14 protein-coding genes are annotated in these 17389 nt (G+C 57.1%); 9 read left to right on the forward strand and 5 right to left on the reverse strand.

The genetic code is table 11. The features are described from left to right. Positions 1–117 precede the first annotated feature (117 nt). From ACN08V_RS00590 to ACN08V_RS00600, 3 genes are read left to right on the forward strand one after another with little or no spacing between them, the layout of a single operon-like run. On the forward strand, positions 118–1074 hold the full coding sequence (locus ACN08V_RS00590) for a metal ABC transporter substrate-binding protein (RefSeq protein ID WP_419098998.1): 957 nt from the start codon (positions 118–120) through the stop codon (positions 1072–1074). An 8-nt stretch (positions 1075–1082) separates the two neighbouring features. Further along, positions 1083–1832 (forward strand): metal ABC transporter ATP-binding protein, encoded by a 750-nt coding sequence (locus ACN08V_RS00595; RefSeq protein ID WP_419098999.1) that lies wholly within the window; start codon positions 1083–1085, stop codon positions 1830–1832. Beyond that, positions 1828–2688, forward strand: coding sequence for a metal ABC transporter permease (locus ACN08V_RS00600; protein ID WP_419099439.1), 861 nt, complete (start codon positions 1828–1830; stop codon positions 2686–2688). Before ACN08V_RS00595 ends, ACN08V_RS00600 begins: the two co-directional genes overlap by 5 nt. Here the strand turns inward: ACN08V_RS00600 and ACN08V_RS00605 are convergent. Then, positions 2685–3383 carry a metal-dependent transcriptional regulator gene (locus tag ACN08V_RS00605; protein ID WP_419104151.1) on the reverse strand — a complete coding sequence of 233 codons (699 nt, stop codon included), beginning with the start codon at positions 3381–3383 and terminating at the stop codon, positions 2685–2687. The genes ACN08V_RS00600 and ACN08V_RS00605 overlap by 4 nt on opposite strands. 244 nt (positions 3384–3627) lie before the next feature. Between ACN08V_RS00605 and ACN08V_RS00610 the strand changes: the two genes are divergently transcribed. Both ACN08V_RS00610 and ACN08V_RS00615 read left to right on the forward strand, forming a co-directional pair. Further along, entirely contained in the window at positions 3628–4467 is an 840-nt protein-coding gene (locus tag ACN08V_RS00610) for an HAD family hydrolase (RefSeq protein ID WP_419104152.1), read from the forward strand. A gap of 42 nt (positions 4468–4509) precedes the next feature. After that, positions 4510–5703 (forward strand): glycosyltransferase 87 family protein, encoded by a 1194-nt coding sequence (locus ACN08V_RS00615; RefSeq protein WP_419099002.1) that lies wholly within the window; start codon positions 4510–4512, stop codon positions 5701–5703. A gap of 6 nt (positions 5704–5709) precedes the next feature. On the opposite strand, the gene ACN08V_RS00620 is transcribed toward ACN08V_RS00615, so the two are convergent. From ACN08V_RS00620 to ACN08V_RS00630, 3 genes are read right to left on the reverse strand one after another with little or no spacing between them, the layout of a single operon-like run. Further along, positions 5710–6351 carry a recombinase RecJ gene (locus tag ACN08V_RS00620; RefSeq protein WP_419104153.1) on the reverse strand — a complete coding sequence of 214 codons (642 nt, stop codon included), beginning with the start codon at positions 6349–6351 and terminating at the stop codon, positions 5710–5712. A 37-nt stretch (positions 6352–6388) separates the two neighbouring features. After that, positions 6389–7126, reverse strand: a complete 738-nt coding sequence (locus tag ACN08V_RS00625; RefSeq protein WP_419104154.1) for a hypothetical protein — start codon at positions 7124–7126, stop codon at positions 6389–6391. A gap of 1 nt (position 7127) precedes the next feature. Beyond that, complete coding sequence (locus tag ACN08V_RS00630; RefSeq protein WP_419104155.1) at positions 7128–10937, reverse strand: AAA domain-containing protein; 3810 nt, start codon at positions 10935–10937, stop codon at positions 7128–7130. Positions 10938–11559: 622 nt separating this feature from the next. Here ACN08V_RS00630 and ACN08V_RS00635 point away from each other — a divergent pair. Continuing rightward, complete coding sequence (locus tag ACN08V_RS00635) at positions 11560–12681, forward strand: CAP domain-containing protein (protein WP_419104156.1); 1122 nt, start codon at positions 11560–11562, stop codon at positions 12679–12681. Between the two features lie 57 nt (positions 12682–12738). On the opposite strand, the gene dacB is transcribed toward ACN08V_RS00635, so the two are convergent. Then, positions 12739–14139 carry a D-alanyl-D-alanine carboxypeptidase/D-alanyl-D-alanine-endopeptidase gene (gene dacB / locus ACN08V_RS00640; protein ID WP_419104157.1) on the reverse strand — a complete coding sequence of 467 codons (1401 nt, stop codon included), beginning with the start codon at positions 14137–14139 and terminating at the stop codon, positions 12739–12741. Between the two features lie 208 nt (positions 14140–14347). Between dacB and ppa the strand changes: the two genes are divergently transcribed. From ppa to tilS, 3 genes are all read left to right on the forward strand, one after another. Beyond that, positions 14348–14872, forward strand: a complete 525-nt coding sequence (gene ppa / locus ACN08V_RS00645) for an inorganic diphosphatase (protein WP_419104158.1) — start codon at positions 14348–14350, stop codon at positions 14870–14872. Between the two features lie 143 nt (positions 14873–15015). Next, positions 15016–16161, forward strand: a complete 1146-nt coding sequence (locus tag ACN08V_RS00650) for a zinc-dependent metalloprotease (protein WP_419104159.1) — start codon at positions 15016–15018, stop codon at positions 16159–16161. Continuing rightward, a complete protein-coding gene (gene tilS / locus ACN08V_RS00655) occupies positions 16145–17335 on the forward strand; it encodes a tRNA lysidine(34) synthetase TilS (RefSeq protein ID WP_419104160.1) in 1191 nt (396 codons plus the stop codon). Before ACN08V_RS00650 ends, tilS begins: the two co-directional genes overlap by 17 nt. The last annotated feature ends 54 nt before the right edge of the window (positions 17336–17389 follow it).

Consider the following 17389-nt stretch of genomic DNA (forward strand, 5'->3'; position numbering starts at 1 on the left):
TTCGTCTAGACGAACTTATGCTGTTAGCGGTGAAAGATAAGGCCGGTACAAGCTATGAACAAAGCAGTTCAGCAGCGGAAACCGCCCCAACCCGCCCTCAAGACAAGAAAGACACTGATGACTTCCACAATTCACGCAGATAAGGCCAAGAGCAGTAGCAGAAGCTGGGGCAGGAGCCTGTTCGCTATGGCCGCAGCTCTCCTCCTGATCTGCCTATCAGCCTGCTCCGCAAAACCAGGGGAGGCCAGCTCGGAAAAGCCCTACGTCCTAGCAACCTTCACTGTTATTGCGGATATTGCCCAGAACATCGGGGGTGAGTACGTTCAGGTGGAATCGCTCACTAAGGCTGGCGCTGAAATTCACGGTTATGACCCAACCCCTTCAGATGTGCGTAAAGCTTCAGAAGCCGATCTGATCATTGCTAACGGTCTTCACCTAGAGTCCTGGTTGGATAAATTCCTGCAAGATTCCAAGGCACCGGCCGCTATCTTGACTGAAGGTATCGAGCCAATCAGCATCACCGAGGATGCCGGCGCTGGCTACCCTAACCCTCATGCCTGGATGAGCCCGGTAGCTGCTCAGGTTTATGTGGATAACATCGTCAAGGCCCTGAGTGAGGTCGCCCCTGAACACGCCGATGACTTTGAAAACAACGCTAAGGCTTACAAGGGGCAACTGGAGGAGGTTCACCAGGAACTGGTGGATTCCCTGTCCCAGCTCCCCAGCAATCAGCGCATGCTGGTTACCTGTGAAGGTGCTTTCTCCTACCTGGCAGCCGATGCCGGTTTAACAGAAGCCTACCTCTGGGCAGTTAACTCTGACGGGCAGACTGGTGCTCAGCGTATTGCCCAGATAGTTGAGGAGGTCGCTACTAATAATGTGCCCGCTGTTTTCTGCGAATCAACTGTCTCCGCGCGCTCCATGGAGCAGGTCGCTGCTGAAAGCCATGCTAAATTCGGCGGAACACTCTATGTTGACTCTCTTTCTGAGGAAGGTGGGCCGGTGCCGACCTACCTGGACTTGATCCGTTATGATACCCAGCTCATCGCTGATGCCCTGGGCTCAAAGGACTAGGGCTAGTCATGGTAGAGAACACACAGGATATGTTAGAAATCTCCAATGTCACCGTGCACTACGGGCAGGTAGCTGCCCTGAGTGATGCTTCCTTGAGCCTGGCGGCTGGGCATATTTGTGGGCTGGTAGGCATGAACGGATCGGGTAAGTCCACGCTCTTTAAGTCCATTATGGGTCTGGTACCTGCATCAGGGTCAGTCCGTATTGCTGGGCTGAGCCCCCGCCAGGCCCGCCGCCAGGGCTTGGTCAGTTACGTACCCCAGAGCGAGGACATTGATTTTAGCTTCCCGCTATCGGTTCGGGATATCGTCAGCCAGGGGCGCTATGGGCGCTTGGGGCTGACCCGGCGGCTCAAAAAAGAGGATGTCCAGGCTGTTGACCAGGCTTTGGAGAGAGTCGGGCTTGAGCAGCTTTCCCACCGCCAGATTGGCAACCTTTCCGGCGGGCAGAAAAAACGAGCTTTTGTTGCTCGAGGCTTAGCCCAAGGGGCCCGGATCCTGCTCCTGGATGAGCCTTTTGCCGGTGTCGATAAAAAGAGTGAAGCTATGCTGATTAGTCTCTTCAAAGAACTCCGCGATTCGGGTGCCAGTATTCTTATTTCCACCCATGACCTAGCTAATTTAGCGGATTTAGCGGATAGCGCTGTCTTGTTGCGCAATAGGGTTATCTCACGAGGTAGCCCCCAAGAGGTGCTAGAACCATCGAACCTTATTCGGGCTTTTGGAGTAGACCCCCTTAATCAGGCAGGAGCAAATTAGCATGTACGAACTCATTATCGAGCCTCTGAGCTATGGTTTTATGCAACGGGGGCTACTCGTAACGGTGGTAGCCGCCACGGTCTGTGCCTTGCTGTCCTGCTGGCTAGTGCTGATGGGGCTTTCACTCATGGGTGATGGTATTTCGCATGCGGTTCTACCGGGTGTAGCGATATCCTACATTTTGGGTATCCCCTATGCCATTGGTGCGGTTCTGGCAGCTCTTACTGCTGTGGCTTTAATCGGATCCGTCTCATCTGGGGGGCGGGTTCGTAAAGATGCTGCTATAGGCATCGTCTTTACCACCATGTTTGCCCTCGGGCTGGTCCTACTATCTGCCTTCCCTTCTCAGGTTGATCTGCACTCAGTGCTCTTTGGCAATGTGCTGGGAGTGTCATGGCTAGATCTAGTGCAGGTAGTAGTGCTTGCTGCGCTGGTGATCTCGATTCTTATGATTAAGCGTAAGGATTTGATTCTCTACGCCTTTGACCCTGGTTACACTCACGCTATCGGGCTCAACCCGCGTGCCCTTTCAGCTATTTTGTTGGTGGCCCTGGCAGTGACTTCGGTACTGGCTCTTCAGATCGTGGGAGTTGTTTTGGTGGTGGCTCTACTGGTCATTCCAGGGTCTACTGCCCGCTTACTGACCGATAAATTCAATTCCATGTTCATTATCTCTATCGCGGTATCGGTAAGCGGGGCTCTACTGGGTTTCTTCTGCGGCTACCTATTTGATGTTTCCGTAGGAGGTACCGTAGTCCTAGCTCTAGGAACGATTTTTGGGATCACCTACCTGTTTGCCCCTAGGCACGGAATTCTGGCTCACTGGCGGGCTCGCAAAATGGCAACTGTAGCCTAGCTTGCTGGCAGAGACACGAAGATCGCCTCTGTCTCTGCTGGGCTGAGTCTGAGCGGGAGGCCCTGACCGTTATGAACGGTTAGCTGGCCTCCCGTGTTTGTCTCACGTAAGGTCAGAAGAGCACCAGGAATGACCCCTTGATAGGTGCAGGCCCTGAGAGTCTGAGCGTTAGCGTCGGAGACTCTCTCAACCTTAAGGGTTAAGGGCAGTTCTTGCCTATACTCCTGGGAACCTGCGTAGTGGCTCAGCGGAGCCATCGGTGGGTGGGTCATCTCCCCTGAAGCGGAGGGGATGGGGTCCCCGTGAGGGTCTCGGCTGGGGTACCCTAAAAATTGATCCAGGCGTTCGATGAGGGTATCTGAGACTGCGTGTTCCAGCACTTCTGCCTCATCGTGAACCTGATCCCAGCTGTAGCCCAGAGTCTCTACCAGAAAAGTTTCTATGAGGCGGTGCCTGCGAATCATAGAGAGAGCGTAGCGATGGCCTTCTTCGGTGAGCTCAATAGCGCCGTAGGGTTGGTGCTGGACCAGCCCGGCTTGGCGCAGGCGTTTGATGGCATCCGAGACAGACGATTGCCGCACTCCGGCTCGGGAGGCTATCACGGAGGTACTAGCCGGTTCTGAAGAATGTTCGGTAATGCTCCAGATAATTTTTAGGTAGTTTTGGGTGCTCTCAGAAAGGTCAGCTAAAGACATGTTCTCTAGTTTAAGGCCTCTGGCCCCCCATAAACCTTTAGGCCCTGCCTTGCTTCTATTTTCACCGGAGAGATTTTCTGTATAGTCTGGTCAGGGGTGGGCGGCTAAAGAGGCCATGAACCTTGCTGGCATAGCTAGTGGCTGGGGCCAGCTGATAGGGGGCCTACCCTGTGGCAAGGCGATGCACCCGGTGCAAGAACCTGACCTGAGAGACGGAGATAGAGTGATAGACAGCATTAAAGATATGAAAACCCTGCCCTTGCGGAAGTCTGACTGGCGGAAAGAGCCGGGGGTCCACTACCTGGTGGCCCTTGACGTGGATGGGACCTTGGTTAACCACGATGGGAAGATGAGTGAAGCCGTCAAAGAAGCGACCAGACAGGTAGCTGAGGCCGGGCACCATGTAGTGATCTCCACCGGCCGCTCCCTAGGCGCTACCCTGCCTATTGCTCAGCTCATAGGCCTTGATAGGGGTTATACCGTATGCTCCAATGGGGCTGTTACTGTGAGCATAGATCCAGGGGCAGAGGGGGGCTATCGGGTCGTTGACAAGGTCAGTTTTGATCCTTCCTCAGCCATTACAACCATCAAGGAGCGTCTGCCTCAGGCATCTTTGGCTTTGGAGGCACCCGACGGCACTGTTTATGCTACTGATAATTTTGAAGACTGGTCCTTTGGGGTTAAGACCACTAAAGTAAGCCGTACCCAGATGGCCGCTATGGACTCAGCGGTGCGCGTAGTTGTTTGTTCACCTGAGGACACTCCTGCCGATTTTAAGGAAGTCATTAGCAACCTGGGCCTCAGCGGGGTCAATTACGCTGTAGGTTGGAGCGCCTGGCTAGATATCTCTCCAGAAGATGTCTCTAAGGCAACAGCCCTCGAAGAGATCAGGCAAGGATTGGGCGTCAAGCCAGAGCACACCATCGCTATTGGCGACGGCCTCAACGACCGCGAAATGATTCAATGGGCTGCCCGTGGTGTGGCTATGGGTCAGGCCCTGCCCGAGGTCGCGGAGCTCGCTACAGATGTGACTTTATCGGTCTATGATGATGGCGTGGTGCCTATCATCCGGGAGCTACTCTAAGAGAGAAAATGCAGTGCTTTACCCGGAGCATACGGTGGAACCATGACGCTTAGAAGCAGATACGGGTTAATCGCTATCTGTCTGTTGGCTCTCGCTGTTGCCGGAGCGCGAATCGCTCTGCTGTCTTCTACACTGGTCTATGGGCCGGTTGACTACGGTGTTTACCGGGGTGTTGGGTCCTACCTGTTCGAGGGTGCCAACATCTATGCGGAGAACATCGTCGGTGAGTATGTACCCCAGGGTCTCCCCTTTGTTTACACCCCTTTTGCCGCTATCCTACTGACCCCGCTAAGCTGGCTTCCTGAGCCTCTGGGCTTAGGTGTGTGGACCTTCCTCAACGCACTAGCCCTCGGCTTTATCCTGGCAAGCTCACTGAGGTATGTCCGACCCAACCTGGCGATTAAGTCTTACCTGCTATGGTTTACCGTTCTTTTCACAGGTTCTTTGTTCTCCAATGTTGTTGCCCAGCACCTCATCTTCGGGCAGATCAACCTCATCTTGGTCGCTCTCTGCTTAGCTGACATGACTCGCCCTCCGTCGCGCTACCTACCGCGCGGGGTGCTTCTGGGCATAGCTGCCGGAATCAAGCTCACACCAGCCCTCTTTATTCTCTTTTTTGTGCTGACCGCCCGCTGGAAACCTGCCCTGGTCACATCGGCTACCGGCCTTGTAACCCTTGTGGTGAGCGCTGTTTTTCTTCCCGCTACCACCTTCAACTACTTCAGTTCGCGGCTGTTAGAGCTAGAAACAGTTGTTGATTTAGGCGAGAATTTTGCGACCTCTGGCAATAGCTCACTGCAGGGGATCAGCGAGCGGCTCTTCGAGACCCACTCTCTGTTCCTGCTTGCGCCCCTTCTGGTGGGACTCCTAATCGCAACCTTTTGGTTGGCAGATCGCTTCATCAAGACTGACGATTTCCTGGCAGCCACCGCTTTAATCGGTGTTGCCACCTGCCTACTCTCACCTGTTTCGTGGCTCCACCACTGGACGTGGGCTTTCATGGAGATAGCTGTTCTAGCTCGCCACAGAGGGGCAGGCAGAGTATGCGCTCTTGTCTGGGTCTTAGTATGCCTCAGCCACCTCACAGATCTCGGAGACTTGGCCTCAGTAGCAGGGTGGCCACCGGTTCTGGTAGAGCTGATGAGAGCATCAATGGTGATCTGTGCTCTTTCCGCTCTGGCTCTCCTTGTGGGTAAAACTGTCCAGAAGAAAAAGTCGGTTGACCTGACAAGCTAGGTCGTTCTAGCGTCTGGGCCGCTGGTGGGTTCCCTGCGGGGCACGGTTGAGTTCATCCATGAGCTCGGCAAGCAGTGCGCGGGAGGCCAACTCCTCATGCCAGTAGGCCCTGACCAGGGTCTTACTGACCGCCTGGGAACTGATACCGAGCGCTGCCGCTACTGCCTTCTGCTGGCCACGTACCCCGGGCACAATCAGGTCAAGAACACGCCACTCTGCTTCGGTGCGGGCCGCTGCCACCCGGTAGAGCAGACGCAGGAGGCCGGTTACCCGGTCGGCGCGGACGGCGGAATCACCGGCGGCGTGCAGACAAATACCGCGCGGTGGTGCACCGGTCTGTGCCTGCTCAACGGCTGACCGCGACAGGCTCAAAGCGGGCCCCGAACACTCCGGGGTACTTACCGCCCCCAGGGCGGCGGCAAACCGGGGCTGGGCTAGCTCACCGACACCAATACCCACCCAAAAACTCGCCTGACGCGCCCCCAAGAGGGCAGCGGCTAGAGAATCCTCGCTGGTGGCAAATGCGCCCTGTAGCTCATCCGGGTAGGTCTGAGTAAACGCTACTGCCGGGTGCAACTGATCAAGGCGGGACTCCAAGGCGGCCAAGTCAGCATGTTTCGAACGTGCAATAAAGGTCAGTACAAACACAATTCTAAGTATGCCCTACTGACAGCCCTATAGGGGGTTAGTTTTTGTCCCAAAAAAGGGTTTCAGCATCCACTCCGGCAAGAAAGAGTTCTTCTTCTAGCGGCCGCCGGCACTCTATCGGCAGGCAAATGCTGCTACAGGTCAGATCATAGCCCATATAGGCGACCATCCGATCAAAACCGGTTCGCTCCCGCGCCAGTTCTCGGCACAGACGGACTATCTGTTTAAGGTCAGGGGCAGAGCCAAAGACCCAGAAGGAGGTATTACTGGTCAGCTGGAAAAGCCCGAGCGGCTGATTACCGCCAGGGGTTTCCCGCACCCTCACCCAACCACCGGCAGGGTCTGGCTCACCGCCCCCCTCGTAGGGGGCAAGCGGGTCAATAGACCAAGCTCTAGAGCGTTCTAGCCAATCTGGTAGCTGGGGCATATAGAGGGTGTCATCGCAGCCTGCACCCCAGCTCGCGGCATTGAAAGCCCTAGCGTACATGGCAGACCAGAACTCACTACTGGCGCAATCCACGCCCACACTGTTGAGCTGGTCAGCCTGGCTGGGAAGATCGAACTGTTCGGCGGCGACGCTAAAGTTTTCGGGATTGGTCATAGAGAGATCAGCCAGGTAGGCCTGGTCCCAATAGGTGGGCCTGGTCCTGTAGCCTTGCTCGATGAGGCGCTCGTTAATGCGGTGCAGGTAGCGGGCTTCCCCCAGGGCCACGGTCTGACCCTCGAAGTGGAAGATGTAGGGGCCGCGTTTACGGCTGGTGGGTTTGAGGTTCACGTTAACTCCCGGTAGATGAGAAATCGGTGGTAGAAGCAGGCGGCGGAAGCGCAGGCAGGGATTGAGCAGCCTGTTCAAGTCGAATGAAAGCGCCGAGCTGGGCCAGGGATTCTGGGCTGGCAGGTAAGAAGTCGGTAAAACGGTCGGAGCAGACCACCACAGCCGCCCACATGCCACGGGACAGAGCGACATTCAACCTGTTGGGCGAGAGCAGGAAGTCTGTTCCGCGGGGGCTATCCCCGGCACTGGATGCTGCCATCGACATAATCACCACAGGTGCCTCCTGGCCTTGGAACTTATCGACTGTACCCACACGGACACCCTTGCCTTCTGCGTCAGTTAATCCTGACTCAACCAGAGCAGAACGAATCATATCTACCTGTGCGTTGTAGGCGGCAACAACAATGATGTCCTCGGGTTCTAAGGGGCTTGCCTGCTCTGGTTTCTGACGGTTAGGGGTCCACATCTGCCCCATAAAACTTCGCGCCAGAGAAATAACTTCGGCTGTTTCCTCGGGCGAGAAAGTGGAGTTTCCGCTGTGTTCCACAGTGCGCAGGTAGACTCCAGGTGCCCAACCGTCCAGGTGACGCTCTTCCCCCACGGGTGCAGAAATCAGCTTACCCTCGTAGGAAAGTTCAGATACCGGGGCGCAGAGAGCCGGGTGCATGCGCCAGCTCATATCCAAGAAATAACCGAACTCAGCAGGTAACACGGACCGGCCTGCAGAGAGCCAGCCCAGGGCTGACTCGTCCACGGGGTAGGGGTGGGCACCCTGGGTCACCTGGGGGAGCTGGGCAGGGTCCCCCAGGAGCAAAAGGTTCTTAGCGGACCGGGCCACCGCCAGGGTATTGGCCAGTGAGTACTGGCCGGCTTCATCAATGACCAGCAGGTCAAGACTTTCCCCACGGAACTTGCGGTCGGAGGCAAAGTCCCAGGCTGTGCCGCCAAAAATTCGGCCTCCGGGTTCGTCCATAAACCGAGTGACGTCCGCATTACTGACCTCCCGCCAGGGAAAGTCGGGGGTCTGGCTCTTACCCGCACCCTTGGCTACCGCATCGGGGTCAACCTGACCATTCTTGATACAGCCCAGGAGCATGTTCTCTACCACCGCGTGGGACTGGGCCACAATGCCCACCTTCCAGCCGGAGTCCACCAGCCTGCCGATCACATGTGACCCCACAAAGGTCTTACCCGAACCGGGCGGTCCCTGCACCGCCAGATAGGACCGCTTAAGCCGGCTCACTGCCCGGTAGATAGCCTGCGCCCCCGCCAGAGAGCCGTGGCTCTCCACGAACTCACTGGGCTGAGGTAGCTCACCACCGCCGGTCAGGCGGGGTGGGGTCCGCAGGAGCAGGTCGGTACCCGCTGACTGCGGTAGCTCGGGCAAAGACCGTGCAGTCCGCAAGGCAAGCTCAGCTAGCGACTGCTCCTGAGCACGTGTAGGAATAGGCTGGCCAGGAGTAATCGCCAAGGGAAGCTGAGCATAAGGACTGGCAGCTTCCTCCCCAAAACCCCGTAGGGTTTCCCGTACCGTCAGCTTTACCAGGTGCGGCTGACCGGCCTGTTCCTCGGGAATTTCCGCAAGCTCCACAATCTCGGTATTAAATGCTCCCGCCCGTTCTGGCTCAACCGGCAGAACCCCCTCATGCAGAGCCGCATAGGTCAGAGCCTGCTGACGAGCCTCCACCTCCAGGAAAGGGGGAAAGGGACGCGCGTACATAGCAAACAGGTTACTGTTGCCCACCTTGACCGAAGACCCCGGAGCCAACCTTGCCACCCCGCTGAGCACACGCGAAACCGACCTGGCACCTTCGGGCTTATGCCAGTCACTCACGACAGACAGCCTGCCCAGCAGAAGAATGTCTCGGGTATCTTCCCAATCCTCCAGCGGGGCCGTGAGCCGGTTAAAGTGATCCCACCAAAACTGGCGGCGCTCGCGGCGGTGGTAGCCGGTCGCGGCGGCCACCATCGCGATAGCTTGCCTGGTGCCCTCTAACTGGGTGCCTTCTACCTGACCCCCAGAATCAACAGCCTGTACAAACCTGCGGAGTTCGCGCTCTTCTGCGCTTTCATCTTCAGCTCGCCCAGCCTGCACCAGGAGGTCATTAACATCAACCAGGGGAGCAGGTTGGGCTAGCTCCTGATCAACTGAGCGGCCCGCCAGTCCAAGGAGCCAGGCCCGCAACTGGAGTAGAGAGAGGCCGGTGCGGTAGGAATCACGAGACAGAGCGGCCTCCATCGCTGATACCCGCTCAACCTGACCATCGGCCTGCGCCTGACAGTAGTCGGCATAGACGGTAGCGGGTATGTCGAGTTTCTCTTCTAGTCCGCTCAGGTAGAGCGGTTCCAGCGCTGCCAGGTCGGATGTCCCGGTGCTGACCCGCATAGCCCGCCGCATGACCTCGGACAGATCCACCAGCACGTTCTCCCGTTGGAGGTCGGTCAGGTAAGCCTCCCCGGAACCGTGCAGGGACACGAGTTCTTGGAGGGTAGCCAAGGTAGAAGCGCCAAAATAGTAGACCCTCAGCCCGGGGTGGAGCTGACGCTGGTGGTGAATCATGCTGAGGGCATCGGTCAGCAGACGGTTTTCCGCTGACCTGCTCTGTGCCCAGAAATGGCTAAAACTGGGTTGCTCACCGGGATCTTCTGGCAGGTGAACTGCCGCAAAAGAAAAGGTGAGCCCCCACATCAGCACCGGGCTTGTAGCCTGCTCGTCGCGCCAGAAAGGATCGCTACGGAGGGATATAAAGAGATCTCCTGCGCTGGCACGGGGAAGCAGCCGCAGAGCCTGGCGAGGGAGAAGCTTGTAGGTGACCTCATCTTCGACACCATTGCGGCGGAAAGTGGCTCGACCATCGGGTTGGGCTACCCCCGTTTGAAGAGCCGCCTGCTCCGCATAGCGGCGCACAAAGCCGGGGAGCTGCTTATTACCGGCCAATGCCGCCAGCTCATCGATGGTGGTGATACCGCACCTCTCATAGATAGCTTGCCGAGTGCGGGGGTTCATACCGGCGGTCAGGAGCATATCTCGGTGAAGACGCACCATTTCTAAGCAAATATCGCACCGCCCGCACCGGCTCAGAGCTGGCACCAACCCTTGAGTCTGCCAGCTCACCGGAGCCTGGCCCTCTAGTCGATGGGCGGCGGTGAGGGACTGAAAGCGCTCTCGCTTCTCCTCAAAGACAGGGGTTATAGTTGCCAGCTCGTGCAGAGATTCAACACCGTTGCCCAGAATCAAGGAAACCTGAGGGTCAAGGCTTATACCCTCACGGTGGAGCTGGTCTGCATAGGCAGCTAGCTGAAGGAGGGCGGGCACACGGGCAGTACGAGCCAGTTTGCTATCAACTACACGATAGGTACCGTTTTCTTGTTTAACCAGAAAGTCTGCTCGCCCGTGGAACTCCCCATCAAAGAAAGAAGCCTGGAAGACCACATCTGCACCTGCATGCAGGGCCATGAGGGTCTCATCTCGCTTGGCCTGCAGATCTTGCCTGCTGTAGCTGGTAGGTGGCTCAACCTGATAGACACCGCTCCCTGTCAGCTCGTTCCAGGGGCCATACTGGTTAAGGAAGTCTGCCAGCACTCTTTCTTCATGGGCTTGGCCAAGGGCGGCGGCGCGGGATCGCTGTATATTTTCGCTTATCTCTATACGGGGAAGCCGGCCAAGTGCCTGATCGAGAGTGTAGAGAGTAGCAAACTGGCATTGGGCAGATAGAACTATATCTGTGGCTGAGTAGATGAGGTCTTGCCCGACAGGTTCAAGCCGCGCCTCTTGCTCTGCATAGGTAGTTTCTGAGTCAATAAAGAACATCTTGCTCCTTGGGTTTCCTGTACCCAAGGCTAGCAAGGGTGGCTGACAGTTTAAGCGTCTGGGCGCCATCAAAAGGTTCGGACCAATGCTATAAACATGGAACACTTGTTCTAATAATTTACTAATTGGTATCGAACATAAACTTAGGGACAATAACTCCTTTTATCAAACGGGATAAACACGTAATCCCTTGAATGGCTATGTCCTGCGCCACGAATCAATGCTTTCGGGCACCCTGTGGGTTGAATTGGGGGTGCCTTTATTTTGTTAAGCAGTTGTTGAAGGGGGAAATATTGATTGTGCGGAGCTTCGATGTTCTCGCATGTCAAGGGCTTATTGGCCTGCTTGAGAGGTGCGGTTTTGTATAGTCGCCACGCGGAAGTAGCTTTAATTTTTTGGTTAATTACCGTCTGCCAGGAATATATGTATAACTGCAGATTATTAGGCCCTGAAAAGGCAAAATACTCTCCAGGAGTCTTCTTCTGCGATTGGGGAGCTCTGAATGATTATGGTTCTAGACTCAAAAAATCATGTGAAAAGAGTAAAAATCAGGTCACGATTCTATAAAGTTGTGTTCAGAAAATTTATCTGCTCACTCATTGCACAAGAAAAAGGAGCCAGCATGAAGAGTCTTCTTAAAACTGCACGCGCAGTTCGGCCCACTCGTCGACAGGCTGCAATCCTTACTCTCTCCGGCCTGGCTGCCGGCTCTGCCATGACTTCCGCCTCAGCCGCTGCTTCAGATATCCGTAGAGTATCTCACGACCGGCTTGCTGCCGATCAGCAGACCCTACTCGACCTTATTAACGCCTACCGTGCCCAGTATGGGCTAGCTCCGGTTAAGCACTCGGCGACCGTGGCAGGAGTTATGGAAGGCGAGGCAATCCGCCAGTTCAAAGCGGGTTACTTCTCCCACGGTACCGAATTTATTTACAATGCTAAGGTTCAGGGCTATAGCTTCGTTCGTGAGGTTATTGCCCTCTCCTACAATGACGACCTCAACCAGCTCCTGAACTTCTGGAAGAGCTCTCCCCCTCACCGCGCTGCCATCCTATCCCCCTACGCAAACGTCATCGGTATTGGCTTCTGCTACGGCTACGGCAGCTCACTGCCTTGGCGTGTACTGGGCAATGTGGGTATCTACCGCTACGAATCAGGCCGCGGCCCCAACGACTACGTTTCTACCATCACCGCCGCTGAACCGGTAGGGCCAGTACCCGAACCGACTGAAGACAGTAGCTTGGTTAAGGGTGTCATTGGGCAGTACTACTACCAGCACGGTGGGGAAGGTGCTTTTGGGCAACCGCTAGGTGAGCAGTTCGGTTCAGTAGGTGGGGGCCTCATTCAGAACTTCTCCAAGCACCAAACCATCTACTGGTCCCCCCAGTACGGAGCCCAGCACGTCTACTGGCCCGGTGCGATTGGTAATAAGTTTGCCCGCAACCGGTACGAATTTAACTGGGGCTACCCCATGAACTCTGAGTACAGCTACATGGGCAGTATGCGTCAAGATTTTGCGCGCGGAGGTTACGTGACTTCTGTCTACTGGACCCCGCGTACAGGAGCACGTGCAATTGCTGGTCGGGGGGCAATCTCTCGTCGTTGGTATGCCATGGGCGGCCCTAGCGTTTTAGGTTTCCCTGTTACCGACGAGACTCGCTGGGCCGATGGGGTAGTTCGCGTCACCTTTGAAAGCGGTACTACCATCAACTGGACCTGGCGCAGCGGAACCTGGGTGAGCTAAGACCGGAACGGCCAAGGAATAAAACCCGCACCTAGACAAGTAGGTGCGGGTTTTTGTCTAGCGGTCGGTGAGTGTAGCGGCAAATCGGTCTATCGTGCTCTTAGCGGCTCTTGTATCGTCAAGATCGTTCATGATGACGGAGAAGACCAGCACCCGCCCTGAGCCGGTGACGGTGTAACCGGTGAGTGAGAGCACGCTGTTGAGTGTGCCCGTCTTTGCTCTCACCAGGCCGCGGCCGGCGACCTCATCGGCATCGTTGAACCGGGTAGCCAGGCCTAGCGTTCCGCTATAGCCTGCAACGGGGAGCCCTTCAAGGGCAAGGCGTTCGGAAGCGCTACCTATGACCGCCCGCAGGGCTAGCTGGGTGAGCAGGTCGCTGCTGACCCGGTTATTCATGGAGAGGCCGCTGATATCTTTTTGGGTGTATGAGGTGGGTAAACCAGCTTCAGCCAGAATAGTTCTAACGGCATCAATGGCACCTCGGGTAGAGCCGTCACCGCCTGTGACTACCGAGAGATTACGGCCCAGGTTTTCAGCCAGGCTGTTATCCGATTCCAGCATCATATGCGCTGACTGCTCAGCTAGGGTAGCTGATTCCACCGCTGCCAATTCTGTTCCTTGAAGGTGTTCCTCGGTGGTGAACCCGGCCGTAAAGCTCAGCCCTTCTGCCTGGCCCAGCCGGTTCAGGGCTGCTATGAAGCTCTGGTGGACCTCTGCGGGGGCATTCTTGGGGCGGTTGGTGCTGGCGGCTGAGCCGTCTGCTGTGGGGGAGTAGTGGGAGTAAAAAGCCAGGGGTGTCACGGCACTGATAAAACCTGACTCAATATCCTCTTGGGCCCACTCACTGTTAAAGGAGTCCCCAGCAAAGACCCCTATATCAAGGTTGACAGCCAAGCTCTGCTTGGTGGTTCCTTGAGCCTTGAGGGCATCGATAGTGCGCTGGGCGAGAGTCTCAATGCCGGCGTGACCGACAACAGCGGTTGGGGTTGATTCGCCGGGAACCAGGAGACTGTCACCGCCGGAGACCAGTGTTAGGGTAGCGGGGTCGTTGAGCTCAACAGAGGTTTTGAGGCGAGCTTGGGGCGCGGTTGCCAGGACGGCATAGTCCACCAGGAGCTTCATATTCGATGCGGGGATACGAGATGCATGGGCATCGCGACTGTAGAGTACCTGCCCACTTTCGGCATCAACTACCTGGGCTGAGACTGTTCCTTGGCCTAACGAACCCAGAACCTGGTCAATATCGGCCTTTAGAGTCGCAGTATCTACGGGGGTGCCAGCCGATACCGCTTCAAGAGCGGGTTGGGTGCTCTCAAGGGTGGGGGCTAGGGCCTGCTGCTGAAGACGGTCAGCCTCCTGCCAGCGGGGGAGCGCCCACATGCCCGCTGCGCTGCAACCGGCAATCAGCATACCGGTCAGTGCCCAAGCCAGAAGCGGGCGTTGGCGAGAAGCAGTCATATAACCTCCGTATGTATCGGTCCCTTAGCGCAGATGCGTGTCCTCTATATAGGTTATATGTAGCGGGCGTAAGCTACCGGCTGGCTTGCCCGGCCTGCTATGACAAACCGTTCCCGCGTAATACGGGTGACACCAGCGCGCCTATCAGGGGAAAAACACTGACTATGCCTGTTCTCGGATAGACTAATAAGCTGGACCGGCCGCTCTTATGCGGACCTTTGTACACCACTCAACCAGGAGGTTCCCCTTGGAACTCGATGTCACTATTGAAATTAACCGTGGTTCCCGCGTCAAGTACGAAATTGACCACGAAACCGGCCGTCTGCGTCTGGACCGCGTACTGTTCACCTCCATGCAGTACCCCACCGCCTACGGCTACTTTGAGAACACCCTCGGTGAAGACGGCGACCCGCTGGATGCCATGGTCATTCTCGATGTTGACCTTGTTCCCGGCGTACTGGTTGAAGCACGCCCCATCGGTGTCTTCCGTATGACCGACGAGGCCGGTGGCGACGATAAGGTTCTGTGTGTACCCGCTGACAAGCGCTATGACCATATTCAGGAAGTCGGCGATGTTGCCGACCAGCTCAAGGACGAAATCAAGCACTTCTTTGAGCGCTACAAGGACCTGGAACCCGGCAAGTGGGTTAAGGGTGAGGGCTGGGAAGACCGTGCCTTTGCCGAGAAGCTGGTTGCAGAAGCCCAGGAGCGCTTCAAGCAGGAAGGCCACTAAGGCCTCTCTGTCTCTTACAGGGGAAACCCTAGAAAAGCCAAGGTTAAAGACCTAGATATTCAAGCCCATTGTGAGCCCAGGGGGACTGGCCACAATGGGCTTGATGTTTATGCGGTGAAATCAACCCGGTAAAGTGGGTTCTCATGAAGGCATCATCTAGCCCCGCTAAGCTCCCCGTCAATCTCTCTCTGGCCCACAAGGTCGCTGGTTTCCTGGCCCCGGCTGGCCCCCGCGCCCAGGCCCAGGCCAAGCGTAAGGCCGTCGAAGAAATGCGGTACGCGGCGGTAGCAGCTGTAGACCATGTGTACGCCATTACCGGCCTTGAGGCGGCCGCCAACCTGCACGATTCTGAGGTCCTGGTCCTTGACCGCCCCACCTGGGTTAAAGCTAATACCCAATCCTTTGACGTGATGCTGGGCCTGATTGCCCAGGAGGTACTGGGGGAGCGGCTATCCCGTCTATCGACTCTTGAACAGGCCTTCACTGAGACCGGTGGAGCAGCCGAGCTAGGTGGCGTCTTGGCTTTTCTTTCGACCCGTGTGCTGGGCCAGTACGACCCCTTTGCCGCTCTTGCCGGGCACGGGCCAAGCGGCGGCCGCCTGATGATCGTAGCGCCCAACCTGATGATGCTGGAAAAAGAGCTGAACCTTGACCCGGCAGATTTTAGGCTCTGGGTTGCTCTGCACGAGCAGACCCACCGGGTTCAGTTTGCCGCCGCCCCCTGGCTCCGCGACTATCTGCTCAACCTCATTCACCAGCTGGGGCATGAGCTGGGCCAAGCGACCGATAACCTGCCCGAGCGGATTGCCTCCGCCGCCACCGGCACGGTGCGTAGCATGAAAGAACACCAGGCCCCTGGGGAAGGCAAGGAACCCCGCCCCGCCGGGGCCACCCTGCTTCTGAGCGACCGGGGGCGTGAGCTCATGGAGGCAGTAACCGGTGTGATGAGCCTGATGGAAGGCCATGCCAATGTGGTGATGGACTCGGTCGATGCCAGCATCGTCCCCAGCGTCAAGACAATTCGCCGCCGCTTTGAACAGCGGAGCAAGAACCAGGGTTTCTTCCCGCGTTTTATGAGCAAACTTCTGGGTATGGATGCCAAGCTGGCCCAGTACAAGAACGGGCAGAAGTTTGTGCAGGCTCTTGTTGACCGGGTGGGTATGGACAGCTTCAACCGTATCTGGGAGGGCCCCGAGAACCTGCCCACGGTCAAAGAAATTCATGAGCCTATGCTCTGGGTTGAGCGGGTCCTTGGGCAGGAGACTAAGGCTGATGGCCAAGATGCGTAAGAGCCGCCTGAACCCGGTGGTGGGGGCCGCCCGCCGCGAAGTGGCCCGCGTCCTCGACAGTATTTTTGGTGTAGGCACAGTTGCACCCACCGGTAGTGCACCGTCTACCGGCACTGAAAACGCCCCCCTTATCCTTGCCGCTGTGAGTGGTGGCCCCGACTCCTTGGCTCTGGCTAGCCTGCTGGCGCATTTCAACCGGCGGGGCGATATCCGGGTGGGGGCTATCGTGGTAGATCACCAGCTTCAAGCCGGCTCAGCGGAGGTCGCCGCAGACACCGCCCAGACACTAACAGGTATGGGCTTGAACCCGGTACTGGTGCGTACCGTTCAGGTAGCAGAGAGTAAGGAAGGCCCCGAGATGGCCGCCCGCCTAGCCCGCTACGGCGCCTTTAAAGAGGCTGCCGCTGAAACCGGCGCTGGGGCCATAGCCCTGGGGCATACTCTCGACGATCAGGCTGAAACTGTTTTGCTGGGTCTAGCCCGGGGCTCCGGAACCCGTTCCCTGGCGGGTATGCCTGTCTGGCGGCAGGACGGAGGCACCGGCTACCTGCGCCCCCTGCTGGCCCTGCGCCGGGCAGATATCGATCAGATTTGCCGGGCTGAGGGGCTAGAACCCTGGAATGACCCCACCAACATAGACCAGAGTTTGATGCGGGCTAAGGTACGGCACAGTATTCTGCCCTACCTTGAAGAGCACCTGGGCGGTGGTGTTGCCCTTTCCCTGGCGCGAACCGCCGCAATCACCGGTGCAGATAGCAACTACCTGGACCGGGCCGCCCGCCAGGCCCTGGATAGCGTACTGGTGAGAGCAGAGGAACTAGCGCCTACCCCCCAAGAACTTGCCCAGCGGCTAGCACCGGCACTGGCTGCGCCCCTAGACGGCTCCCACCGGTGTGTCTTCCTTGACCGGGCTAGTCTGGCCGATCTGCACCCAGCCCTGCGTACCCGCGTCCTAGCCCTGGCTCTGGCGCAGGCTGGGGGTCAGTCCGTTAGTTTTGAGCGCTTGGCCGCCCTAGAAACCTTCACCCGGGAACATTCTGTGGCAGGGCCACTCCAGCTCCCTGGCCACGTTAAGGCTTATCGCCGCCGCCCCGGCCTTACCCTCAAGCGGGGACGACAAGAAATAAACCTCAAGAAAACCGGCCTCATCGTTTTACTCAACACCGCCCCATAAACCATACTTAAGAGTGAACGTATGCCTTACCCAATCCCCACGGTAGGGTACTTT

Source organism: Rothia sp. P5766, assembly GCF_048513555.1.
Classification (GTDB): domain Bacteria; phylum Actinomycetota; class Actinomycetes; order Actinomycetales; family Micrococcaceae; genus Rothia.

Coding starts and splice junctions, on each gene's coding strand:
- ACN08V_RS00590 (WP_419098998.1), top strand. CDS start 118: ATGACTTCCACAATTCACGCAGATAAGGCCAAGAGCAGTAGCAGAAGC.
- ACN08V_RS00595 (WP_419098999.1), top strand. CDS start 1,083: ATGGTAGAGAACACACAGGATATGTTAGAAATCTCCAATGTCACCGTG.
- ACN08V_RS00605 (WP_419104151.1), bottom strand. CDS start 3,383: ATGTCTTTAGCTGACCTTTCTGAGAGCACCCAAAACTACCTAAAAATT.
- ACN08V_RS00610 (WP_419104152.1), top strand. CDS start 3,628: ATGAAAACCCTGCCCTTGCGGAAGTCTGACTGGCGGAAAGAGCCGGGG.
- ACN08V_RS00615 (WP_419099002.1), top strand. CDS start 4,510: ATGACGCTTAGAAGCAGATACGGGTTAATCGCTATCTGTCTGTTGGCT.
- ACN08V_RS00630 (WP_419104155.1), bottom strand. CDS start 10,937: ATGTTCTTTATTGACTCAGAAACTACCTATGCAGAGCAAGAGGCGCGG.
- ACN08V_RS00635 (WP_419104156.1), top strand. CDS start 11,560: ATGAAGAGTCTTCTTAAAACTGCACGCGCAGTTCGGCCCACTCGTCGA.
- dacB (WP_419104157.1), bottom strand. CDS start 14,139: ATGACTGCTTCTCGCCAACGCCCGCTTCTGGCTTGGGCACTGACCGGT.
- ppa (WP_419104158.1), top strand. CDS start 14,348: ATGCGGACCTTTGTACACCACTCAACCAGGAGGTTCCCCTTGGAACTC.
- ACN08V_RS00650 (WP_419104159.1), top strand. CDS start 15,016: ATGAAGGCATCATCTAGCCCCGCTAAGCTCCCCGTCAATCTCTCTCTG.
- tilS (WP_419104160.1), top strand. CDS start 16,145: ATGGCCAAGATGCGTAAGAGCCGCCTGAACCCGGTGGTGGGGGCCGCC.